At 74.6% G+C, this 22,043-nt stretch carries 19 protein-coding genes; 14 read left to right on the top strand and 5 right to left on the bottom strand.

Features of this window, described 5'->3' with window-relative positions:
• Nucleotides 1-51: 51 nt before the first annotated feature.
• A complete protein-coding gene (locus tag ATJ97_RS12130) occupies nucleotides 52-624 on the bottom strand; it encodes an SRPBCC family protein (RefSeq protein WP_098483966.1) in 573 nt (190 codons plus the stop codon).
• Between the two features lie 196 nt (nucleotides 625-820).
• Here ATJ97_RS12130 and ATJ97_RS12125 point away from each other — a divergent pair, with 196 nt between their 5' ends.
• The 4 genes from ATJ97_RS12125 to ATJ97_RS12110 all read left to right on the top strand — a co-directional run bounded on the left by ATJ97_RS12125 (nucleotide 821) and on the right by ATJ97_RS12110 (nucleotide 3,887).
• Nucleotides 821-1,810, top strand: coding sequence for a J domain-containing protein (locus ATJ97_RS12125; protein ID WP_098483965.1), 990 nt, complete (start codon nucleotides 821-823; stop codon nucleotides 1,808-1,810).
• A 141-nt stretch (nucleotides 1,811-1,951) separates the two neighbouring features.
• Nucleotides 1,952-2,737: a TIGR01458 family HAD-type hydrolase gene (locus tag ATJ97_RS12120; RefSeq protein WP_098485426.1), complete on the top strand. Its 786-nt coding sequence runs from the start codon at nucleotides 1,952-1,954 to the stop codon at nucleotides 2,735-2,737.
• Between the two features lie 44 nt (nucleotides 2,738-2,781).
• Entirely contained in the window at nucleotides 2,782-3,153 is a 372-nt protein-coding gene (locus ATJ97_RS12115; protein WP_170037421.1) for a nuclear transport factor 2 family protein, read from the top strand.
• A gap of 104 nt (nucleotides 3,154-3,257) precedes the next feature.
• The gene (locus ATJ97_RS12110; RefSeq protein WP_245862433.1) at nucleotides 3,258-3,887 is read left to right on the top strand and encodes a class I SAM-dependent methyltransferase; all 630 of its coding nucleotides are present in this window, start codon (nucleotides 3,258-3,260) and stop codon (nucleotides 3,885-3,887) included.
• 738 nt (nucleotides 3,888-4,625) lie between these two features.
• Here ATJ97_RS12110 and ATJ97_RS12105 read toward each other — a convergent pair.
• Nucleotides 4,626-5,990 carry an APC family permease gene (locus ATJ97_RS12105; RefSeq protein WP_098483963.1) on the bottom strand — a complete coding sequence of 455 codons (1,365 nt, stop codon included), beginning with the start codon at nucleotides 5,988-5,990 and terminating at the stop codon, nucleotides 4,626-4,628.
• Between the two features lie 178 nt (nucleotides 5,991-6,168).
• On the opposite strand from ATJ97_RS12105, the gene ATJ97_RS12100 reads away from it, so the two are divergent.
• Nucleotides 6,169-7,278, top strand: a complete 1,110-nt coding sequence (locus ATJ97_RS12100) for a YihY/virulence factor BrkB family protein (protein WP_098483962.1) — start codon at nucleotides 6,169-6,171, stop codon at nucleotides 7,276-7,278.
• A gap of 90 nt (nucleotides 7,279-7,368) precedes the next feature.
• Here the strand turns inward: ATJ97_RS12100 and ATJ97_RS12095 are convergent, their stop codons facing one another.
• Both ATJ97_RS12095 and ATJ97_RS12090 read right to left on the bottom strand, forming a co-directional pair.
• Complete coding sequence (locus ATJ97_RS12095; RefSeq protein ID WP_245862430.1) at nucleotides 7,369-8,451, bottom strand: PQQ-dependent sugar dehydrogenase; 1,083 nt, start codon at nucleotides 8,449-8,451, stop codon at nucleotides 7,369-7,371.
• Between the two features lie 315 nt (nucleotides 8,452-8,766).
• Complete coding sequence (locus ATJ97_RS12090) at nucleotides 8,767-10,284, bottom strand: aldehyde dehydrogenase family protein (protein ID WP_170037418.1); 1,518 nt, start codon at nucleotides 10,282-10,284, stop codon at nucleotides 8,767-8,769.
• 142 nt (nucleotides 10,285-10,426) lie between these two features.
• On the opposite strand from ATJ97_RS12090, the gene ATJ97_RS12085 reads away from it, so the two are divergent.
• Genes ATJ97_RS12085 through ATJ97_RS12045 form a run of 9 tightly spaced genes read left to right on the top strand, consistent with a single transcriptional unit; the run spans nucleotide 10,427 to nucleotide 21,281 of the window.
• Nucleotides 10,427-12,121, top strand: coding sequence for a carbamoyltransferase family protein (locus ATJ97_RS12085; RefSeq protein ID WP_098483959.1), 1,695 nt, complete (start codon nucleotides 10,427-10,429; stop codon nucleotides 12,119-12,121).
• Nucleotides 12,118-13,902 carry an HAD-IIIA family hydrolase gene (locus ATJ97_RS12080; RefSeq protein ID WP_098483958.1) on the top strand — a complete coding sequence of 595 codons (1,785 nt, stop codon included), beginning with the start codon at nucleotides 12,118-12,120 and terminating at the stop codon, nucleotides 13,900-13,902. The genes ATJ97_RS12085 and ATJ97_RS12080 overlap by 4 nt, the downstream gene beginning before the upstream one ends.
• Nucleotides 13,899-15,059 (top strand): glycosyltransferase family 9 protein, encoded by a 1,161-nt coding sequence (locus ATJ97_RS12075; RefSeq protein ID WP_098483957.1) that lies wholly within the window; start codon nucleotides 13,899-13,901, stop codon nucleotides 15,057-15,059. Before ATJ97_RS12080 ends, ATJ97_RS12075 begins: the two co-directional genes overlap by 4 nt.
• Complete coding sequence (locus tag ATJ97_RS12070) at nucleotides 15,056-16,015, top strand: glycosyltransferase (RefSeq protein ID WP_098483956.1); 960 nt, start codon at nucleotides 15,056-15,058, stop codon at nucleotides 16,013-16,015. Before ATJ97_RS12075 ends, ATJ97_RS12070 begins: the two co-directional genes overlap by 4 nt.
• Complete coding sequence (locus ATJ97_RS12065; RefSeq protein WP_098483955.1) at nucleotides 16,012-17,289, top strand: glycosyltransferase; 1,278 nt, start codon at nucleotides 16,012-16,014, stop codon at nucleotides 17,287-17,289. The genes ATJ97_RS12070 and ATJ97_RS12065 overlap by 4 nt, the downstream gene beginning before the upstream one ends.
• Entirely contained in the window at nucleotides 17,286-17,975 is a 690-nt protein-coding gene (locus ATJ97_RS12060) for a D-sedoheptulose-7-phosphate isomerase (protein ID WP_098483954.1), read from the top strand. The genes ATJ97_RS12065 and ATJ97_RS12060 overlap by 4 nt, the downstream gene beginning before the upstream one ends.
• Entirely contained in the window at nucleotides 17,972-19,465 is a 1,494-nt protein-coding gene (locus ATJ97_RS12055) for a PfkB family carbohydrate kinase (RefSeq protein ID WP_098483953.1), read from the top strand. The genes ATJ97_RS12060 and ATJ97_RS12055 overlap by 4 nt, the downstream gene beginning before the upstream one ends.
• Entirely contained in the window at nucleotides 19,462-20,178 is a 717-nt protein-coding gene (locus ATJ97_RS12050) for an SDR family oxidoreductase (protein ID WP_098483952.1), read from the top strand. Before ATJ97_RS12055 ends, ATJ97_RS12050 begins: the two co-directional genes overlap by 4 nt.
• Nucleotides 20,175-21,281 (top strand): glycosyltransferase family 9 protein, encoded by a 1,107-nt coding sequence (locus ATJ97_RS12045; protein WP_245862427.1) that lies wholly within the window; start codon nucleotides 20,175-20,177, stop codon nucleotides 21,279-21,281. The genes ATJ97_RS12050 and ATJ97_RS12045 overlap by 4 nt, the downstream gene beginning before the upstream one ends.
• Here ATJ97_RS12045 and ATJ97_RS12040 read toward each other — a convergent pair.
• Nucleotides 21,260-21,826 carry a recombinase family protein gene (locus tag ATJ97_RS12040; protein ID WP_098483951.1) on the bottom strand — a complete coding sequence of 189 codons (567 nt, stop codon included), beginning with the start codon at nucleotides 21,824-21,826 and terminating at the stop codon, nucleotides 21,260-21,262. The two genes, ATJ97_RS12045 and ATJ97_RS12040, sit on opposite strands and share 22 nt — an antisense overlap.
• Between the last annotated feature and the right edge of the window lie 217 nt (nucleotides 21,827-22,043).

Raw genomic sequence — 22,043 nt, 5'->3', positions numbered from 1 at the left:
CAGCGCCTGCCCTCGTGCTCGTCCGAAGACCTGGGGGTCTCCTGGGACCGCTCAGATACCGCCGGTGGTGCCGGTCGTGCCGCCGAGGCCCGTGGTGCCGGTCCCGCCGACACCGGTGGTCCCGACCGAGCCGCCCGCACCCATGGTGCCGCCGGTGCCGGCAGACCCGCCGGCGCCGATGGTCCCGCGCCAGGCGCCCGTCGCGTACCCCTCGTCCTCGATGAACTCCTTGAACTTCTTCAGGTCGGACTCCGCCTGACGCTCGACGATCCCGAGGGTGTCACCGGCCTTCTCGACCACGCCCTCCGGCTCGAACTCCAGCGTCAGGGACACCTCGGTGCGGCCGTCGCCGAGGTCGCGGAACTCGACCGTGCCGGCGTTCGTCGCACCCTCCGACGCCGCCCAGGCGACCCGGGTGTCGGGCACCTGCTCGACGATCCTCGCCTTCCAGGTGCGCTTGACGCCGGCGATCTGCGCGACCCACTCCAGGCTCGCGTCCGTCAGCTGGGTCACCTTCTCGACCCCACCCATGAAGTGGGGGAAGTCTTCGAACTGTGTCCACTGGTTGTAGACCGTGGTGATCGGGACGTCGACCTGAACCGTCTTGTGAACCTTCGTGGTCATGCCAGAGCTCCTCCTTCTCGTCGTGCGAGCGAGGGACGGGGATCCGTCCGGTCTGTCCCCTCCAGCATCGGGGATCGTGGCGGACCTCGCGAGGCGAGCCGAAACTTCGGACCCGCGGGGCGCCCCGCAGAGATCGAGGAAACTCCCAGGTCAGGGCTGTACCGTGAAACCCGCTGTGCACACCCCACACACCTCCATGACCGACACCGCGCCCGGCACGCCCTACGACGTCCTCGGTGTGGACCGACACGCGTCCGCCGAGGAGCTGCGCCGCGCCTACCGGCGCCGGCAGCGCGAGACACATCCCGACCTCGGCGGCGACCCCGCCGCCTTCCACGCCGTGCAGGTGGCCTGGGAGCTCATCGGCACCCCGGCGCTCCGTGCGGAGTACGACCGCACGGCCGCCGGCGCCCCGCGGTCGGCACGCTCCCCGCAGGCGCAGGACGAGGGCACACGGGTCTGGACCACCGGGATGGGCCGGGGCAGCGCCCGTCCGCCGTCCGCCGCCCGCTCGTACGGGCACCCCGGCGGGGCGTCGCGCCAGCGCTACCTCACCCTCATCCGGGAGTGGGCGGGCCGCGGCGTCGAGCTCGACGACCCGTACCAGGAGGATCTGCTCCGACGCGCGCCCCTGGAGGTCCGGCACGCCCTCGCCGACGCGCTCGCCGAGGAGGCGACCGCGCGGATCGTGAGCAGCCTGGGACCGGCCTTCGCCGTCTGGCACGACGTCGCGACGGCCCGCGACAGCGAGGCGTGGACCCGGGACGCCGGTCTGGGGCCGTCCGAGTCGGCCAAGCTCGACCACGTCGTCCTCGGACCGACCGGGCTGTTCGTCCTGCAGTCGGAGGACTGGGGCGCCCCGGCCCGCCCCCGCGGCGGCGACCTCGTGAGCGACGCGCTCCCGCCGGGCGCGCAGCCGCTGCGGTCCCTCGCCCGCCGGGCGCGGATCGCCAGGTCGTGGGGCGCGGCGGTCACGGCCCTGGTGGTCGTGCTCCCCGACGGCGCGCTCGAGGAGGACGTCGTCCTGCTGCGCCGGGGACGCGGGCGCCGGCCCGCTCGGCTCGCCGTCCGGCGCAGCTCGCTGAGCTTCCTGCTGACCGTCGGCCTGCCCGGCACCGGCCGGCTGCCGGACGCCGCGTTCTTCGAGCTCCGCGCCCGGCTGCAGGAGTACATCCGCTTCGTCTGACCCGTGGAGGACGCCATGCCCGAGCCTCAGGACGCCCCTCGTGAGGCGGCCGCCGGATGGGCGGGCGGGCGGCGCGGCGGCGGGACCGACCGGCGCGGCGGCAAGACGGACCGGCACGGCGGCGGGACGGACCGGCGGGACCTGCGCGCGGTGCTGCTCGACATCGACGGCGTCCTCACCGTCTCCTGGAAGGCGGTGCCGGGCGCCGTCGAGGCGTTCGAGGCGCTGCACTGCGCGGGGCTCCGGGTAGCGCTCGTCACCAACACGACCTCCCGGACGCGCGCCGGCATCGGCGAGGCGTTGCGGGAGGCCGGCTTCGCCGTCGGGGACGAGCAGATCGTCACGGCCCCGATCGCCACGGCCGCCTACCTTGCGGAGCACCACCCCGGCGCCCGGTGTCTGCTGCTGAGCAGCGGGGACGTGGCGGCAGACCTCGCGGGCGTGACGCTGGTCCGGCCCGATGAGAGCGACGTCGACGTCGTCCTGGTGGGCGGCGGCGGCCCCGAGCTCGACTACGCCGCTCTCAACCGCGCCTTCGCGGCCCTGCGGTCGGGCGCCGCCCTGGTCGCGATGCACCGCACGATGTACTGGCGCACCGACGCCGGGCTCCAGCTGGACGCGGGCGCGTTCGTCGTGGCGCTGGAGGCCGCGGCGGGCGTCGAGGCGGAGGTGGTCGGCAAGCCGGCACGGGGGCTGTTCGCCGCAGCGCTCCAGGCGGTCGGTGCCGGTGCTGACGAGGCCGTGATGGTCGGGGACGACCTCCACTCCGACGTCCTCGCCGCCCAGGAGCACGGCCTCACCGGTGTCCTGGTCCGGACCGGCAAGTTCCTGCCCGAGGTGCTGGAGCACTCGCCCGCCAGGCCGGACGTCGTGCTGGACAGCGTCGCCGACCTGCCCGGCTGGCTCGCCGCCGACCGGTCGCTCTGACGGTACCCACCCGCCTACCGTGGGGAACGACGAACGGAGGCATCGTGACGCGGTCCACCCGAGAGGTGCTCGAGTCCCACCTGGCCCACCGTGAGGAGGGCGAGCTGGACGCTGATCTGGAGGAGAACTACGACCCCGACGTCGTCGTGCTCTCCTGGGGAGAGGGAGCGAGCCGCGGGCTGGAGGCGGTGCGGCACCGCGCGGAGGCGCTCTCGTCCTACCTCGGCCACGGGGCGTTCCGGTACGAGGAGCTCCTCGTCGAGGGCGAGTTCGGGATGCTGAGGTGGAGCGGACGCTCGCCGCAGGTGCGGGTGCGCAACGGTGTCGACTCGTTCGTCGTCCGTGACGGGCGGATCATCGCCCAGACGATCTACTACGCGGTCCAGAACGGCCGGAGCGCGGTCAGCGGACGGTGAGCGGTGGAAGCCCGGTCACCGGCCGGTGAGCGGCCGGCGAGCGGCCGGCGAGCGGCCGGCGACCGCGAAGAGGTGCCCCGAGCACCGTCGAAGAAGGAGGAAGAGTGCAGGAGCCGAGCGGCTGGCAGCGCATCACCGAGGCGAACCCCGACCACTCCCGGTGGTACGTCGAGCGGTTCCGCACCATGGCGGCCTCCGGGGCGGACCTCGCGGGCGAGGCGCGCCTGGTCGACGCGATGGTGCCCCGCGAGGCGCGGATCCTCGACGCCGGCTGCGGCCCCGGCCGGGTGGGCTCCGCACTGGCCGCGGCGGGCCACGAGGTGGTCGGCGTCGACGTCGACCCGGTCCTGATCGCCGCCGCCGAGGAGGACCACCCGGGACCCACCTGGCTGGTGGGCGACCTGGCCGAGCTCGACCTGCCGGCCCGGGGCGTCGCCGACGGGTTCGACGCGATCGTCTGCGCGGGCAACGTCATGACCTTCCTCGCGCCCAGCACCCGGCGCGAGGTCCTGCGGCGCTTCGCACTCCACCTGCGCGCGGGCGGGCGGGCGGCGGTGGGCTTCGGTGCCGGGCGCGGCTACGACTTCGAGGAGTTCCTGGCCGACGCCGCGGCCTCCGGGCTCGAGCCGGAGGTGCTGCTCTCGAGCTGGGACCTGCGCCCGCTCGGCCAGGGCTCCGACTTCCTCGTGGCGCTCCTCGGCAGGGCCGGCGAGACGGCCGCCGCCCAGCGGTAGCCGTAGCGGCGCAGCTGCTCCGTCCAGGTGTAGGCGCTGAGGCCGCGCGGCGCGTTCGACAGCGGCCGGAAGCGGATGGCCTCGTCGTGCGCGTCGGCCGGGGGACGTTCGCACTCCAGCGTGGCGAAGGTGCGCCACGGCCCGCCCGGCCTCGCCCACTCGAGCACGAAGATGCGCGGGTCGTCGGACGGCTCCGCCCCCAGCAACACCGGCCCGCGCGGTCCCTTGAACGGCATCAGGCTCGTGAACGCCCCGTCCTCGGGACGACGGCGGAAGGTCAGCACCCACCGGCTCCACCTGCCGCGGCCGGTCGAGGCGAGCAGGACGTCGATGGGGCCGGTCTCGTCGTGCACCCGCATCGCCAGGCCCTGGATGTCCGGGAACGACTCGGGCAGCCCGATCGCCCGCGAGAACCGCACCGTCGCCTCGCGGCGCCCCGGCACGCCGAGCGGCATCCCGAGCTCCGCCGGGCGGGAGTGCAGGTTGATCGACGCCCTCACCACCGAGCCGCGCGGGTGCAGCGGCTTGGCGCCGCGCACCACCCCGATCGCCACGGCCACGCCGCCCAGCAGCACACCGCCGGCCGCGGCGGCCACCGCCGCCGCACCCTGAAGGACGGCCATCCTCGTCACCTCTCGTCGGCGTCGACCGGACGGGTCAACGATCCCGCGCCGCGGCGCCGTCCGCCAGCGAGACGACGCCCGAGGAAGACCTGACCGGCGAGACGGCGCTCGAGCCCTACCTGACCGCGGGGGCGGCCGCACGCTCCTGCTCGTGCTCCGCCCGCACCGCCCGCGCGTGCGCGGTGCGCCGGGTGAACAGGTGCAGCACCACGCCCAGTGCCAGCATCCCGAGCCCGTACGCCCACACCTGCAGCGACTGCTGGGTGAGCAGCACCAGGCACGAGACGACGGCGAGCACGGGCAGGGCAACCGGGGTGCGGTAGTGCTCGTGCGCCACGCGGTCCTTGCGCAGCACGAGCACCGCGACGTTCGTGCTCAGGAAGACGAAGAGCAGCAGCAGCACGACGGTCTCGGCGAGCATCGCCAGGTCACCGACCAGGGTCAGCCCCACCGCCAGCAGGGTGGTGAGGACGATGGCGAGCCACGGCGTGCGCCGGTTCGGCAGGACCCGGGTGAGGGGGCGGGGCAGCAGCCCCTCGTCGGCCATGCCGTACGCCATGCGGCTGGACATGATCATCGTGAGCAGCGCCCCGTTCGCGACGGCGACGAGGGCGATGGCGCTGAACGCCCAGTCGGGCAGGCCGATCCCGGTGGCCCCGACGACGTCGAGCAGGGGGCTCGTGGAGCCGCTGAGCTCGGCGGGTGCGATGACCAGGGCGGAGACCACGGCGATGAGCACGTAGACCGCACCGGCCACCGCGAGCGCGCCGAACAGGGCGCGCGGGTACACGCGGTTGACGTGGTGGACCTCCTCGGCGACGTTGGCCGAGACCTCGAAGCCGACGAACGAGTAGAAGGCGATGAGGGCGCCGCCGAGGACGGCCGCGCCCAGGCCCACGCCTTCGGGGAGCTCGGTGAGCCGGCCGGGGTCGGCCTGCCCGCGGCCGACGGCGACCGCTCCGAGGACGATGACCAGCACCAGCCCGGACACCTCGATGACCGTCATGACCACGTTGGAGCGCACCGACTCCTTGATGCCCCGGGCGTTGAGCAGTGCGAGAAGGACGAGGAAGATCGGCGCGGCCACGGCCGTGGGGACGTCGACGAAGGTGGCGAGGTAGTCGCCGGAGAAGGCGATCGCGAGCCCCGCCGCGCTGGTAACGCCGGCGGCGAGCATGGAGAAGCCGACGAGGAAGGAGATGACCGGGCGGCCGAACGCGCGGCGCGCGAAGACGGCGGCACCGCCCGCCTTGGGGTACTTGGTGACGAGCTCGGCGTAGCTCGACGCCGTGAGCAGCGCCATCGCCATGGCGACCAGCAGCGGCGCCCACATCATGCCGCCGGCTTCCTCGGCCAGCACGCCCACGAGGGCGTAGACCCCGGCCCCGAGGACGTCCCCGAGGATGAACAGGAACAGCAGGGCGGGGGTGATGCCCTTCTTCAGGCGCGAGCGTCGCTCCGCCGGTGCGTCAGTGGTCATCGGCAAAGGTTCAGGCCCGCGGGGCCGGTCGGCAACCGGAAGCCGGACGGCGTCCCCGGCCACCCCGGTTGGCCACCGGCGCTCACCCGGTCTCCGGTTGCCGCCCCCACCTGGTGGCATCACGCTGGCAGCACGCACGGCACCGGGGGTGCCGCAGCACACGCGGAGGAGAACCTCGATGAGCAAGAAGCACGCGGTGGACGCCGAGCATCCGGCCAAGCCGGACTCGGTCACCGACATCAGCAAGCCCTCGTGGGGCTACACGCTGCGCAAGACCGTCCGTGAGTTCATGGACGACGACTGCATGGACCTCGCCGCCGCGCTGACCTATTACGCGGTGCTCTCGCTCTTCCCCGCACTCATCGCGCTCGCGTCGATCCTCGCCCTCGTCGGTCAGGGGAACACCACGCAGACCATCGTGGACACAGCCTCGGAGTTCGTGCCCAAGGACACGATGGAGCAGCTGCGCCCGATCATCGACAACATCACGTCGACCGACGCACCCGGCATCGGCCTGGTGCTCGGTCTCCTCGTGGCGCTGTGGACGGCGTCGAACTACGTCAACGCCTTCTCGCGGGCCATGAACCGCATGTACGAGGTGGCGGAGGGCCGGCCGATCTGGAAGCTCCGGCCCGTGATGTATCTGCTCACCCTGGTGATGCTGATCCTCGTGGCGATCGCGGGTGTCATCCTCGCGGTCTCCGGGCCCATCGCCAAGACGGTGTTCGGCCTCATCGGGCTGAGCGACGTCGGCCAGACCGTCTGGAGCATCGCCAAGTGGCCGGTGCTGCTGCTCATCGTCGTGGTCGCCATCGCCCTGCTCTACTACGTGACCCCCAACGTGAAGCAGCCCAAGTTCCGCTGGATCAGCATCGGGGCGGTCATCGCGATCGTCATCGCCGGTCTCGCGGCGCTCGCCCTCGGGCTCTACGTCTCCTCGGACCTCGCCAGCTACAACAAGACCTACGGCGCGCTGGCCGGCGTCATCATCTTCCTGCTGCTGCTGTGGATCGTGAATCTCGCCCTGCTGTTCGGTGCCGAGTTCGACGCCGAGCTCGAGCGGGCCCGCCAGCTGCAGGCGGGCATCCCGGCCGAGGAGACCGTCCAGCTGCCGCCGCGGGACACCAAGGCGAGTGACAAGAAGGCCAAGAAGGCGCAGGAGGACATCGAGCGCGGGCGGGCGCTGCGCGTGTCGCGCGGCCAGACCACCGACCTCGACGCGGTCGACGACGTGGCCCTCCCGTCCGACGGCAGCCCGAGCCGCACGGACGAGGCCCGGCACCGCTGACCAAAGAAATCGCGGGCGCCCGGCACTGCCAGGCGCCCGCGATTCCGGTCCCGCGGTTCCGCTGTCCGTCGGCTCCCCCGTCTCGGCGGCCTACCCGAGCTCCTTGAGGGCGACGACGACGATCCGGTCGTCGTCGGGCGTGGGGTTACCGCGGGAGACGTTGGACGTCAGCAGCCACAGGTTCCCCGCGCCGTCGGGCTCGACGGCCCTCAGCCGCCCGTACTCGCCCTGGAGCAGCCGGACCGGCTCGCCGGTTCCGCCGTCCGCGGTCAGCGGCACCCGCCACAGCGACTCACCGCGGAGAGCCGCCAGGTACACCGCGTCGTCCACGACGGCGATGCCGCTCGGTGACGCCTCGTCCGTGGGCCACTGGCGCAGCGGGTCGACGTAGCCCTTCACGCCGGCGGCGCCCTCCACCTCCGGCCAGCCGTAGTTGGCGCCCGGCCTGATCAGGTTCAGCTCGTCGTAGGTGTGCTGACCGAACTCGCTGGCGTACATCCGGCCGTCCGCGTCCCAGGCGATGCCCTGCACGTTGCGGTGCCCGTAGGACCACACCGGGGACCCGTCGAAGGGGTTGCCGGGCGCGGGGCGGCCCTCCTGGTCGATACGCAGGATCTTCCCGCCGAGCGAGCCGAGGTCCTGAGCCCGGGACGGGACGCCCGCGTCCCCCGTGGTGACGTAGAGGTAGCCGTCGGGGCCGAAGGCCAGGCGTCCGCCGTTGTGGTTCCCGGCCCGCGGGATGCCGTCGAGGACGACCGTGGGCGACCCGAGGGCGTCGTCGGCCAGGCGCATGCACAGCACCCGGTTGTCCTGCTCGGTCGTGGCGTACACGAAGACGTTGCGGCTGCGGCCGAAGTCGGGGGCGACGGCGATCCCGAGCAGTCCCCCCTCGCCGCCGTGCCGCACGCCGGGGACGGTGCCGAGCGCCTTCACCGCGCCGCCGGGCGAGACGCGGAGCACCCTGCCGGTGTCGCGCTCGGTGACGAGGGCGTCGCCGTCGGGAAGAAAGTCGATCCCCCAAGGGGAGACGAGGTCGGTCGCGAGGACGCCGGGTCGCGCCGTCGCGGAGGGGCTGGCCGTTGCGGACGCGCCCGCGCCGGCCGACTGGCCGGCGTCACCCGACGGGCTGCCCCCGCCGGACGGAGCGGCCGTGCCCGACGGCGCAGCGCTCACCGACGGCTCACCGCCGGAAGGGGCCGCCGAGCCGCTCGAGGATCCGTTCCCGCCGGCCGCACAACCTGCAAGCACGAGCGCGAGCAGGAGCGCCACGGGTCCACCCCGGCGCACGCGCCCTGCCGCCCTCCGCACGGGCCTCACCCCCTCGGACCCATGATGACGCGCGAGGGCGCAGGACCGCCTACATCTTGGGGGCGGCGTTCGCGCTCGGCACCACGCTGATGCCGCCCGACGTCTCCAGCACGGCCCACTTGATCTGGTCCATACGCTCGAGGCCCTGCGTCTCCCGGGCGGCCGAGAGGGTCCGCCGCCTCAGCGGGCCGCCTCGAGGTGCACCGTCTTGAGCACCGTCATGGCCGTGAGCAGGTCGGGCCCGTAGCCGGCCCCCGCACCGCTGTCCCGTCGCGGGTCCGCCGAGCCACCGGGCGCACCGCCGAAGACGGCGTTGATCTTCACGGTCCCGACATCCAGCTCCTCGCTCGCACGCAGCGCGTGCCCCAGGTAGGGGGTGAGGACGGTGGCGGCGAGTCCGTACCGTCCCGTACCGGCGAGACGCAGCGCCTCGTCGAAGTCGCGCACGCGGGTGACGGCCGCGACGGGCCCGAAGGTCTCTTCCGTCATGACCGCCATCTCGGCGGTGCACCCGTCCAGGACGGTCGCCGGGTAGTAGCACCCCGGCCGGTCCTCCCGCGCGCCCCCGGCCAGGCACCGGGCGCCGCCTGCCACAGCGGCGGACACGTGCTCGGCGACCACCGCGAGCTGCGCCTCGTCGACGAGCGGGCCGAGCTTCGTGGCCGGGTCGTCCGGAGAGCCCACGCGCAGGTCGTCGGCGAGGCGCACGAGCTCGGCCAGGACGTCGTCGGCGACGGACTCGTGGAGGTAGACCCGCTCCACGGAGGTGCAGATCTGACCGGTGTTCGTGAAGGCGCCGAGGGCGATCTGCCCCGCCGCCCACACCGGGTCGACACCCGCGTCGACGACGATGGGGTCCTTGCCGCCGTTCTCCAGGAGCACCCGGGCCCCGCGAGCGCCCGCGGTCGCGGCGATCCGACGCCCGGCGGCGGTGGAGCCGACGTGGGCGACCAGGGCCACCCGCTCGTCCAGCACGAGGCCGGCGCCGGTCTCGCCGTCGCCGTTGACGATGTTGAGCACGCCGGCGGGCAGCTCCTCCGCGATGAGGCGGGCCATCGCCCACCCCGGGGCGGCGCTGCGCTCGGAGGGCTTGTGCACCACGGTGTTGCCGGTGACGAGGGCGGCGGCGAGCAGCCCGGCCGCCGCCGGGAAGGGGTCGTTCCACGGGGTGACGACGGCGACCACACCGCGCGGCTCCCGGCGGACCACGTCCAGGGCTGACGATCCCCCGGCCAGGGTCCGCCCCGTGGCGCCGAGTCCCGTGGTCGCGGCCTCCTCGAGCAGGTCCGCGGCCACCTCTGCCCCCTCGACGGCCTGGCCGATCAGCCGCCCGGTGGTCGCCGTGAGCAGCGCACCCAGCTCGGGCGCGGCCGCCCGCACCGCGGCAGCCGCACGGCGCAGCGCGGCCGCACGCTCGGCCGGCGGCGTCCGGCGCCACGCCGCCCGGGCGGCGTCCGCGGCGCCGACAGCCTCGGCCACCTCGGCGTGGGTCGCCGGGACCACGACGCACGCCGGCTCCCCCGTCGACGGGCTGGTGCGCCGGATCTCGCGCTCGTTCGCGGCCGGCACCTCCCGTCCCCCGACGTAGTGGGTGGCCAGCACCCGTGCGGCAGGCGTGGTGGTGGGCACCCCGGCGGCCTCGGCACCACGGGCGGGGACCGAGGTTCCGGCGGTGGACCGGTCAGCGGTGGCAGTCACAGACACTTCCTTTTCTGCACAACAGAAGCGGTTCTGCTGTGCGGAACGATTCGGCGTGCGGTGGAGGGGAAGACGGTCCACGGTGAAGTGAACCGAATCACCTATAGGTGACTGTGAACGAGTACGAGGAGGTACGCCACTCATGCGCGTGCTCGGAGTGAACGCCCTTTTCCACGACCCCTCGGCCGCCCTCGTGATCGACGGGAGGGTCGTGGCCGCCGCGGAGGAGGAGCGCTTCAGCCGCCGCAAGCACGGCAAGCGTCCGGTGCCCTTCGCGGCGTGGGAGCTGCCGGAGCTCGCCATGCGGTGGTGCCTGGAGCAGGCGGGGCTCCGCCCGCAGGACCTCGACGTGGTGGCGTACTCCTACGACCCCGACCTGGCCCGGCCGGCCGAGGAGATGGGCCTCACCGACCCCTGGGACCACCTGCGCCAGACCTACGCCCGCCGCGCGCCGCAGTTCCTCGCGGCCGCGCTGCCCGGGCTCGACCCGGCCAAGGTGCGGTTCGTCCCGCACCACGTGGCCCACGCGGCGTCAGGCGCGCTCGCCTCACCGCACCCGAGCAGCAGCGTCCTCGTCCTCGACGGCCGCGGCGAGCACGCCTCGCACCTGTCCGGGCGCTACACCGGCGGCTCCCTCGAGATTCTCGCCGGCCAGGACCTCCCCCACTCCCTCGGCCTGCTGTACGAGTCCCTCACCGAGCACCTCGGGTTCCTGCGCTCCTCCGACGAGTACAAGGTCATGGCGCTCGCCTCCTACGGCACACCGCGGCACCTGGAGGAGCTCCGCGAGACGATCCGTGCCACCGACGACGGCGGTTTCCAGGCGCCGATCCCGGACTGGTCGCGCTGGGCGCCGCCTCGGGACCGGGACGCCAAGCTCGACGAGGACTCCTGGCGGGGCGCGCACGCGGACCTCGCCTGCTCGGTGCAGGCCCGCCTGGAGGAGGTGCTGGTCGACCTCGCCACCTGGATCCACGAGCGCACCGGCGACAAGGTCCTCACGATGGCCGGCGGCACGGCGCTGAACTGCGTGGCGAACTCCCGGATCTGGCGCGAGACGCCGTTCGAGGACGTCTGGGTCCAGCCCGCCGCGGGCGACGCCGGCACGGCCCTCGGCGCCGCCCTGCAGGCGGCCGCCGACCGCGGCGAGACCACCCTCCCCATGCCGTCGGCCGCGCTCGGGCGCTCCTGGTCCGACGACGAGCTCGCCGCCTGGCTGCGCGGCGCGGCCGTCCCTTTCACCACGCCGGACGACCTCGCCGGCGAGGTCGCCGACGTCCTCGCGCGCAACGGCGTCGTGGCGTGGTTCGACGGGCGCAGCGAGTTCGGCCCGCGGGCGCTGGGCCAGCGCTCCCTCATTGCCAACCCCGGCGTCGCGGCCAACCTCGAGCGCCTCAACGACGTCAAGGGCCGCGAGCAGTTCCGGCCCGTCGCCCCCATGGTGCTCGCCGACCGCGCGGCCGAGATCTTCTCCGGCGGCCCGATCCCGAGCCCGTACATGCTCTTCGTCCACGAGGTGGCGCCCGAGTGGCGCGACCGGATCCCCGCCGTCGTCCACGTGGACGGCACTGCGCGCATCCAGACCGTGGACCCGGCCACCCAGCCGCGGCTCGGCGCCATGATCGAGGCTTTCGAGCGCCGGACGGGGCTGCCGGTGGTCGTGAACACCTCGCTCAACACGGCCGGCCGGCCGATGGTCGACGACCCGCGCGACGCGCTGGAGCTGTTCGGCTCCGCCCCGGTGGACCTGCTCGTCCTGGGACCGCACCTCGTGCGCCGGGGGGCGATGTTCCGCAGCGCGGACGTCTCGTCCGCCGAGCTCGAGGCCGTCCTGTGAGCCCGGCGCCGTCCTACACCGTCGTCGTCCCCACCATCGGGCGGCCCTCCCTGGCGGCCCTGCTGGACTCCCTCGCCGCCCAGGCCGAGGACCCCGGCCACGCCGCGCCCGCCGAGGTGGTCCTGGCCGACGACCGCCGGCTGGACCTCTCTCCCGGCGCCGCGGTGCCGCCGCCCCTGGAGGTGCCGGAGCTGCCGTGGCCGGTGCGCGTGGTGCGTACCGGTGGGCGCGGACCCGCGGCGGCACGCAACGCGGGCTGGCGCGTCACCACCACCGAGTGGGTGGCGTTCCTCGACGACGACGTGCTGCTGCCCGCCGACTGGTCCCGCCGCCTCGCCGCCGACCTCGCGGCCGCGGACGAGACCGGCGGCGGCCACCGCGTCGGCGCCACCCAGGGCCACATCCTCGTCCCGCTGCCCACGCACCGGCGGCCCACCGACTGGGAGCGCAACACCGCCGGGCTGACCACGGCGCTGTGGGCGACGGCCGACATGGCGTACCGGCGGGAGGCGCTCGCCGCGGTGCACGGCTTCGACGAGCGGTTCCCCCGCGCCTACCGCGAGGACGCCGACCTCGCGCTGCGTGTGCGGCGGGCCGGCTGGCGCCTGGTGCGCGGCGGGCGGACCATCATCCATCCCGCCCGGCCCGCCGACTGGACGGTCAGCCTGCGCATGCAGGCGGGCGCCCGCTCCGACGCGCTCATGCGCGCCCTCCACGGGCCCGCCTGGCGCGAGGAGGCGGAGACTGGCCGCGGTCGTTTCCGCTGGCATCTCGCCACCGTCGCGGCGGGTGTCGCGGCGGGCCTCGCGGCGGGTCTTGCCGCCGGCATCACGGCCGCTGAGGCTGCGACCTCACGGGCAACCAGGGGCGAGGAAGTGGTCCTGCGGCGGAACAGTGGGCCCAGGACGACTTCACCTGCGCAGCAGCACTTATCCCCACATCGCTTCACGGCGCCGGCGGTCGCGGCCGCTGCGTGGGCGGCCCTGACCGCAGACTTCGCGAGGCGTCGCATCGCGCCCGGCCCCCGACCCGGTGAGGAGGGCTGGCTCGCCGAGTGGGCTCGCATGGCCGTCACCAGCGCCGCCATCCCCTGGCTCGCCGTCTGGCACCGCGCGCGCGGCGAGCGGAACTACCGTCACGGGGTCGCGCCCTGGCCCCCTCCACTGCGGGCCGTGCTCCTCGACCGCGACGGCACTCTCGTCCACGACGTGCCCTACAACGCGGACCCGGACAAGGTCCGCCTCGTCGACGGCGCCGCCCAGGCCGTGCGCCGGCTGTGCGCCGCCGGGCTGCGCACCGGTCTGGTCACGAACCAGTCGGGGGTCGCCCGCGGACTCCTCACGGAGGACGACGTCCGTGCCGTCAACGCGCGCCTCCTCGACGAGCTCGGCGGCCTGGACACGGCCCAGCACTGCCCGCACGGTCCCGGCGACGGGTGCGCGTGCCGCAAGCCCGGACCGCTCATGGTTCTGCGGGCCGCCGCCGCACTGGGTGTCGCGCCCTACGAGTGTGCGGTGGTCGGGGACATCGGCGCCGACGTCGACGCGGCGCGGGCCGCCGGCGCCCGGTCGGTCCTCGTTCCGACGCCGGAGACCCGGCCGGAGGAGGTCGAGCAGGCGGACGTCGTCGCCCCTGGCCTGTCTGCGGCTGCCGAGCTCCTGCTGGCCATGGCGCGGGGCACGCACGGGGACAGTGCTCTCCGCGGGCGCCCCGTCCACGACGGTCGTGGCGCTCTGGACAAGTCCGCTCCGGCGGCCCCTGACCTGGCGGTGTCGCGATGACCCGGGTGCTGGCCGTCCGGCTCGACAACGACGGCGACGTGCTCCTGGCGGGTCCCGCCGTCCGTGCGCTCGCCCCCTCCGCCGACTCGCTCGACATGCTCGTCAGCCCCGCCGGTCAGGCTGCCGCCCGGTTGCTCCCGGGTGTGAGCGACGTCCTGGTCGCCGACGTCCCCTGGTCCGGGTACGCCCCGGCCCCGGCGGACGCGTCCAGGCTTCAGGCGCTCGTCGCGCTCCTCGCGGAGCGGCACTACGACCGGTGCACCGTCTTCACCTCCTTCCACCAGAGCCCGCTGCCCATGGCGCTGATCGCCAGGATGGCGGGTATCGGGTACGTCGCCGCGACGAGCGTCGACTACCCCGGCTCGTTGCTCGACGTGCGCCACCAGCGTCCGGAGGGACTGCACGAGGTGGAGGCCGCCCTCGATCTCGTGCGCGCCACGGGCGTCACGCCCCCTGCCGACGACGACGGCCGCCTGGCCCTGCGCCGGCCGTTGCCGCCGGTCCCGGCGCTCGTGCCGGCCGGTCCGTACGTCGTCGTCCATCCGGGGGCGTCGGTGCCGGCCCGGGCGATGACCCCCGACCACGCCCGGGCGATCGTCGCGGCACTGCGCGCGGCCGGCTGGCCGGTGGTCGTCACGGGCGGGCCGAGCGAGCGCGAGCTGGCGGCCGTGGTCGCCGGGCCCACGGAGGCCGCGTCCCGCCCCGCCGCCGGGCCCGCGGCCCCCGCCCGGGTGATCGACCTCGCCGGACGGACCGACCTGGCGGAGCTGGCGGCGGTCCTCGACGGCGCCGCGTGCGTCGTCGTCGGGAACACCGGGCCCGCCCACCTGGCGGCCGCCGTCGGGACGCCCGTGGTCTCGCTCTTCTCCCCCGTGGTGCCGGCCGGACGCTGGGCGCCGTACGGGGTGCCGAGCGTGGTGCTCGGCGACCAGCAGGCGCCGTGCCGCGGCAGCCGTGCCCGCGAGTGCCCCGTCCCCGGACACCCGTGCCTGACCGGCGTGCCGCCGGAGGACGTGGTGGCCGCGGTCGACTCGCTCGCCGGGTCGCCGTCCTCCCCCGTGCCACCGGGCGGCGGGAAGTCCAGGCGAGCCTTCGTCCCGTCCCCGGCCCCCGCGCCGACCGACCCTGTTCACTCGACGGCGGAGGTGCCGGCATGAAGATCCTGATCTGGCACGTCCACGGCTCCTGGCTCAACCCGTTCGTCCAGGGGCCCGACGAGTACCTGATCCCCGTCCTGCCGGACCGGGGCCCCGACGGCCTGGGGCGCGCCCGCACCTGGACCTGGCCCCAGTCGGCCCGTGAGCTCGCCCCGGAGCAGCTGCGCGAGGAGGGGTGCGACGTCGTCGTCCTCCAGCGCCCGCACGAGATCGAGCTGCTGGAGGAGTGGACCGGACTGCGCGCGGGCGTCGACGTCCCGGCGGTCTACGTCGAGCACAACACCCCGGCCGGGCCCGCGGCGGCCACCCGCCACCCGCTCGCGGACCGCACCGACATCCCCGTCGTCCACGTCACCGACTTCAACGCGCTCATGTGGGACTGCGGGGACGCGCCCACCACGGTGATCGACCACGGCATCGTCGACCCCGGGTACCGGTACACCGGCGAGGAGGAGCGGCTCGGCGTCGTCGTCAACGAGCCGGTGCGCCGCTGGCGCGTGGCGGGCACGGACGTGCTGCTGCGGATCGCGGACGAGCTGCCCGTCGCCGTGCACGGCATGGGCATGGCGGCCCTCGCGGAGCGCGCGCCCCACCTCGCGGGCCACCTGCACGAGGACGTGCCGCAGGACGCGATGCACGACCTCCTCGCTTGCCACCGCGCCTACCTCCACCCCTACCGGTGGACGTCGCTGGGCCTGTCGCTGCTCGAGGCGATGACCCTCGGGATGCCCGTGCTCGCGCTCGCGAGCACGGCCGCCCCGGAGGCGGTGCCGGACGAGGCGGGTGTGGTGAGCTCCGACCCCGACGTGCTCGCCGCCGCCGCCCGCCGGTGGCTCGCCGACCCCGACGAGGCGCGCGAGCGCGGACTCGCCGCCCGTGCGCACGCCCTGGACCGCTTCGGCCTGGACCGTTTCCTCGCCGACTGGCAGCAGCTGCTGAAGGAGGTAGCACGATGAGGATCGCGATGGTCTCGGAGCACGCCAGCCCGCTCGCCGCCCTGGGCGGGGTCGACGCCGGAGGGCAGAACGTCCATGTCGCCGCGCTGGCGACCGCCCTCGCCGAGGAGGGCCACGTCGTCGAGGTGTACACGCGGCGGGACCGGGTCGACCTGCCCGAACGCGTCACGATGCATGACGGGGTCGACGTCATCCATGTGCCGGCGGGACCGCCGGAGCCGCTGCCGAAGGACGAGCTGCCGCCGTTCATGCCCGCCTTCGGTCGGTGGCTCGCGCGGCGGTGGTCGGAGGAGGGCGCGCCGGACGTCGTGCACTCGCACTTCTGGATGTCAGGCCTCGCCGTGCTCGAGGCCACGCGCACCGTCCGCGTCCCCGTGGTGCACACGTACCACGCGCTCGGCTCCGTCAAGCGCCGCTACCAGGGCGCCGCGGACACCTCGCCGCCCACCCGGATCCGCGACGAGCGCACCATCGGCCGCTCGGTGGACCTCGTCGTCGCCACGTGCAGCGACGAGTTCGGCGAGCTGCGCCGCCTCGGCGTCCCCGTCTCGCGGCTGCGGGTCGTGCCGTGCGGGGTCGACGTCGAGCACTTCACGCCCGGACCGCCCCACGACGCCGCGGCGGGAGCTGCCGGGGCGGCCGACCCGGGCGGAACCGCGGGCCCGGCGGGGCCCCGCCGACTCCCGCACCGTCTGCTCACCATCGGCCGCCTCGTCCCGCGCAAGGGCGTCGCCACCATCGTCGAGGCCCTGCCCGCCGTGCCGACGGCGGAGCTGGTCGTGGCGGGCGGTCCGCCGCGCCACGAGATCGACACGGATCCCGAGGTCCGGCGGCTCACCGCGCTGGCGGAGGACCTCGGGGTCGCGGACCGCGTGACCTTCCTCGGCTCGGTCCCCCACGACGACATGCCGGCCCTGATCCGGGAGGCCGACGTCGTCGTCGCCACGCCCTGGTACGAGCCGTTCGGCATCGTCCCGCTCGAGGCGGCGGCCTGCGGGCGACCGGTCGTCGGCGCAGCCGTGGGCGGCCTGCTCGACTCCGTGGCCGACGGCGTCACGGGCGTGCTCGTCCCTCCCCAGAACCCCACCGCACTCGCCGACGCCCTGGTCCCGCTGCTGCAGGACCGGGAGCGGCGCAGCCGGTTCGGCACCGCCGCCCGACGACGGGCGGTGGACCTCTTCTCCTGGACCACGGTCGCGGCCGGGACGCTCGCCGCCTACGAGGCCGCCGCGTACCCCGCGATGTACCCCGCACTGAAGGAGGCATCGGCATGACCGCACTGAACGCTCTCGACTGGATCGACGCGCACGAGCGCGAGCTCGCGGACGCCCTCACCTCGCTGCGGTGCAGCTCCGGCACCGTCGCGCTGTGGGGCCGCACGCTCGCGGAGCGCCTCACGGACGGCGGCCGGCTGCTCGCCGCCGGCAACGGCGGCAGCGCCGCGGAGGCCCAGCACCTCACCTCCGAGCTGGTCGGCCGCTTCCTCGAGGAGCGCCGCCCGTTCTCCGCGATCTCGCTGTGCGCGGAGAGCTCGTCGGTCACGGCGCTGGTCAACGACTACGGCGTCGACGAGATGTTCGCCCGGCAGGTCGAGGGGCACGGCCGCCCCGGCGACGTGCTCGTCCTGTTGTCCACCTCGGGGAAGAGCCCCAACGTCCTGCGGGCCGCGGAGCGCGGCCGGGAGATCGGCCTCGAGGTGTGGGCCATGACCGGCCCGGCGCCCAACCCGCTGGCGGAGCTCAGCCACTCCGCCCTCTGCGTCGAGGCGCCGTCGACGGCGGCCGTCCAGGCCGTGCACCTCGTGGCGATCCATGCGCTGTGCGCGGTGCTCGACTCCGAGCTCACCGCGCTGGCCGAGCGCCGGATGCTGAGCGAGGCCCCGGTCCCTGAGTCGCCCGACGTCGCGGCCACGGCCGCCGTGCCGCTCCGCACCTCCGTCCCCCGACGGCGGACCGCGTGACGCGCCGGGCGCCCCACGTGGTCGTCGTGGGCGACGTCGTGCTGGACCGCGACGTCGACGGCCGGGTGGAACGGCTCAGCCCCGACGCCCCCGTGCCGGTGGTCGACGTCAGCGGTGTGCGTGAGAGCCCCGGCGGGGCCGGCCTCGCGGCGCTGCTGTGCGCGGCGGGCGGGGCCCGGGTGACCCTGGTCGCCCCGGTCGCCGACGACGCCCCGGGCGAGCGTCTCGCCGCCCACCTGCGCCGCGCCGTCACGCTCGTCCCCCTGCCGCACGAGGGCGGGACCCGGACGAAGACGCGGGTGCGCAGCGGGGGCCAGTCCCTCGTCCGCGTGGACGACGGCGGACCCGGCACCCCGGGCGAGCCGTCCTCCGCCGTCGGAGAGGTCCTGGCCGACGCCGACGTCGTCCTCGTCTCTGACTACGGTGCCGGCGTCACGCGCGACCCCGCGCTGCGCGAGGTGCTGTCGGCGGCCGCACGCTCGCGCCGGCTCGTGTGGGACCCACACCCCCGCGGCGGGCCGTCGGTGCCCGGAGCCGCGCTCGTCACGCCGAACCTCGCCGAGGCCCGGTCGGCCGCATCGGGCGACGGCCGCACGTCCTCAGCCAGTGCCGGGGAACCTGTCTCTCCCGACGCACCGGCCGACGTCGTCGCCGCCCACCTCGCCGACAGGTGGTCGGCGAGTGCGGTGTGCGTGACCGCCGGAGCGGCGGGCGCCTACCTGGCCCGCGCCGGCACCGAGGCGGTCTTCTTCCCGGCCACGGCCGTCGAGGGCGACCCGTGCGGGGCGGGCGACCAGTTCGCCGCGAGCTGCGCCGTCGCCCTGGCGCGTGGCGCGCTGGTGCCGGAGGCCGTCGAGGGGGCGGTCGCCGACGCGTCGGCCTGGGTCGCCGCCGGCGGCGCGGAGGGCTTCCGCGCCCGGGAGTCTGCCCCGAGCGGCGAGGGCCGCGCGGCTGGCGCTGCCACCCGCACCGGGCGACCAGACGTGGGCGAGTACCGCCCCTGGTCCGAGGACCCGGCGTCGCTCGACCGGCTCGCCGCACGGCTGAGGGCCGACGGCACCGTGGTCGCCACGGGCGGCTGCTTCGACATCGTCCACGCCGGCCATGTCGCCACGCTGCAGGCTGCCCGCCGCCTCGGCGACCGGCTCGTCGTCGTCATGAACTCCGACGCGTCGGTGACCCGGCTCAAGGGTCCCGGCCGCCCCGTCGTGCCCGCGCCCGACCGCGCCCGGGTGCTCGCCGCCCTCGACTGCGTGGACGCCGTCGTCGTCTTCGACGAGGACGACCCACGTGCGGTCCTGGGCCGCCTGCGGCCCGACGTCTGGGCCAAGGGCGGCGACTACGGCGGCACCCCGCTGCCCGAGGCGGAGGTCGTGCGCCGTCACGGCGGTCGCGTCGTGCTCCTGCCCTACCTCGGCGGTCGTTCCACCACCTCGATCATCCAGCGCTCGGGCCTTGCCCGGGCATCATCGACAAGGAGTTCTGCATGACCACTGCCCCGCAGCAGTCCCGTACCCCGCGCGAGGTCGGCACCGTCTTCGTGACCGGCGGCGCCGGTGGCCTGGGTGCCGCCGTCGTCGACGCCGTCCGCGAGGCCGGCGGAACCCCCGCGGTCCTCGACCGGGACGTACCTGCCGACGGCGTGCCCCACGTCCAGGTGGACCTGGCCGACTCGGCGGCCGCCGCCGAGGCGGTGGAACGGCTCGTCGCCGAGGTCGGTCCGCCGTCGGCCGTGGTGACCGCGGCCGGGACGGACGCGTGCGGCCCGATCCTGGAGATCTCGCCGGAGGCGTGGGAGAAGGTCATCCGGGTGAACCTGCTCGGGACCGTCGCCGTGGTGCGGGCGTGCCTCCCGCACCTCGAACGGGTGCGCGGGACCGTCGTGACCGTCTCGTCCACCCTCGGGCTGCGCGGGGCCGACGCCGCCACCGCCTACTCCGCGTCGAAGTTCGCGATCCGTGGGTTCTCCCAGGCGCTCGCCGCGGAGTACTCCGGGCGCGTCGGCGTCACCTGCCTGGTGCCCGGCGGGATGCGGACGGCGTTCTTCGACGGCCGGGACGAGCGGTTCCGCCCGGCGCCGGACCAGGAGCTCAACGACCCGGCGAACACGGCGGCGGCCGTGCTGACGGCGCTGCGGCAGCCGGTCGGCAGCGAGATCCGGGAGATGCTCGTCATGGCGTCCGGGGAGCCGTCCTGGCCGTGAGTCGCGGGGTGGGGCCGCCGTTCGGCCCCGTCTCCGGGACGGGCCGCGGCGCCGACAACGGCGGCGACGGCGATGTCCTGGTGCTGCGCGCCCTGGGGCTCGGCGACGCCTTCGCCGGGGTGGCCGCGCTGCGCGGGGTGCGTCGTGCCTTTCCCGCCCGGAGGCTCGTCCTGGCGGCACCGGCGGGCGTCGGGTCGTGGCTGCGTGACCACGGCATCGTCGACGACGTGCTTCCGACGTCGGGCCTCGACCAGCCGCTCGCGTACGACGGCACCGGGCACGTCGCGGTGAACCTCCACGGCCGTGGGCCCCAGAGTCACCGGCTGCTGGCCTCGACGCACCCCGACGAGCTGGTGGCGTTCGGTTGCGCCAAGGCCAGTCATGCCGGGCCCGAGTGGCGGCCGGACGAGCATGAGGTCGACCGCTGGTGCCGACTCGTCCGGTCGGCGGGCGGGGACTGCTCGCCGGAGGATCTGCGCATCCCTGTGCCGGACGCGTCGGGCGGGCGCGTCCGAGTGGGAGCCTCCGCGGCGCACACACCTCGCGCCCCGCACGGCGGTCCGGCACGGAGGGAGGACACGGCCGCGCCGGTGGTGGTGCACCCCGGGGCGGCGTCGAATGCGAGGAGATGGTCGGCCGAGCGGTGGACCGCGGTGGCAGGCGAGCTCGCTGCGACACGCCACGAGGTCGTGGTGACCGGTTCCGGGGACGAGGTGCCGTTGTGCGAGCAGATCGCCGCTGACGCGGGCCCGGGCGTGCGCTCGGTCGCCGGGACCCTCGACCTTAGCGGACTAGCGGAGGTTGTGGCAGGCGCGCGGCTGCTGGTGTGCGGGGACACCGGCGTCGCCCACCTCGCGACCGCGTTCGCCACCCCGTCGGTGCTGCTGTTCGGGCCGACTCCGCCGGCATGGTGGGGTCCCGCTATCGACCCGCACCTGCACGCCGTCCTGTGGCACGGCACCGGACCAGGCGACCCGCATGCGGACACCGTCGATCCCGCTCTCGAGGCTATCGACGTGGAGGAGGTGGTCCGGTCCGCACATCACCTCCTTGCCACGACAGGTGCCCCGGAGAGCCCGCCTCAGTCTGCGAGGTGCCGGTAGACGGTCGCCCGCGAGACGCCAAGAGCCTTGGCGATCTGGGTGGGTGTCTCCCCGGCGGCGCGCCGAGCCCTGGCGGCGGCAGTCTTTTCGGTGTCCATCACCGAAGGCCGACCGCCGACTCGCCCCTGCGCCCGCGCGGCCGCTAGGCCGGCCATCGTGCGTTCGCGGTTGATGTCGCGCTCGAGCTCCGCAAAGGCAGCCATGACGGTGAAGAAGAACTTCCCCTCCCCCGTCGGTGTGTAGGTGCCGACGAGCGCGCCGCTCAGCACGCGTAGGCCGATCCCACGATCGTTGAGGTTGTCCGCGATGGTGAGGATATCTCTGGTCGACCGGCCGAGACGGTCGAGCTTCCAGACGACGAGGGTGTCCCTACCGTCGCGAAGAAAGTCCAGCGCCTGCTCCAGGCCCGGGCGCCTGCTCGACCGGCTGCTGACCTTCTCCTCGAAGATCCGGACACAACCGGCCGCCTCAAGGGCGTCGCGCTGCAGCTGAAGGTCTTGGAAATTTGTCGACACACGGGCGAGCCCAATGAGCGATTCCGTCACTGCACGAGCGTCTCAGGAACAACCCGCCGCGGACGTCGAAATGAGGGCCTCCAATCCATTTCGCAGAGCGGTGGAGGGGGATCAACCGGCTGCTGGCCCACCAAGCCCGGCCCGTCTGTCACTTAAGCGGCCGGGGACCGTTTTGGTGACATAGATTAAGTGACGGGTTAAGTGACACAGTCATCGTCGACTACGTCGAAGCCCCGCTTTTGTCACG

Source organism: Georgenia soli (assembly GCF_002563695.1).
Lineage (GTDB): Bacteria > Actinomycetota > Actinomycetes > Actinomycetales > Actinomycetaceae > Georgenia > Georgenia soli.
This window is presented reverse-complemented; position numbering and strand designations above follow the sequence as displayed.

What these genes read in the sequence shown, in the direction of transcription:
- ATJ97_RS12130 (WP_098483966.1), bottom strand. Translation starts at nt 624, where the DNA reads ATGACCACGAAGGTTCACAAGACGGTTCAGGTCGACGTCCCGATCACC.
- ATJ97_RS12125 (WP_098483965.1), top strand. Translation starts at nt 821, where the DNA reads ATGACCGACACCGCGCCCGGCACGCCCTACGACGTCCTCGGTGTGGAC.
- ATJ97_RS12105 (WP_098483963.1), bottom strand. Translation starts at nt 5,990, where the DNA reads ATGACCACTGACGCACCGGCGGAGCGACGCTCGCGCCTGAAGAAGGGC.
- ATJ97_RS12100 (WP_098483962.1), top strand. Translation starts at nt 6,169, where the DNA reads ATGAGCAAGAAGCACGCGGTGGACGCCGAGCATCCGGCCAAGCCGGAC.
- ATJ97_RS12085 (WP_098483959.1), top strand. Translation starts at nt 10,427, where the DNA reads ATGCGCGTGCTCGGAGTGAACGCCCTTTTCCACGACCCCTCGGCCGCC.
- ATJ97_RS12075 (WP_098483957.1), top strand. Translation starts at nt 13,899, where the DNA reads ATGACCCGGGTGCTGGCCGTCCGGCTCGACAACGACGGCGACGTGCTC.
- ATJ97_RS12070 (WP_098483956.1), top strand. Translation starts at nt 15,056, where the DNA reads ATGAAGATCCTGATCTGGCACGTCCACGGCTCCTGGCTCAACCCGTTC.
- ATJ97_RS12065 (WP_098483955.1), top strand. Translation starts at nt 16,012, where the DNA reads ATGAGGATCGCGATGGTCTCGGAGCACGCCAGCCCGCTCGCCGCCCTG.
- ATJ97_RS12060 (WP_098483954.1), top strand. Translation starts at nt 17,286, where the DNA reads ATGACCGCACTGAACGCTCTCGACTGGATCGACGCGCACGAGCGCGAG.
- ATJ97_RS12050 (WP_098483952.1), top strand. Translation starts at nt 19,462, where the DNA reads ATGACCACTGCCCCGCAGCAGTCCCGTACCCCGCGCGAGGTCGGCACC.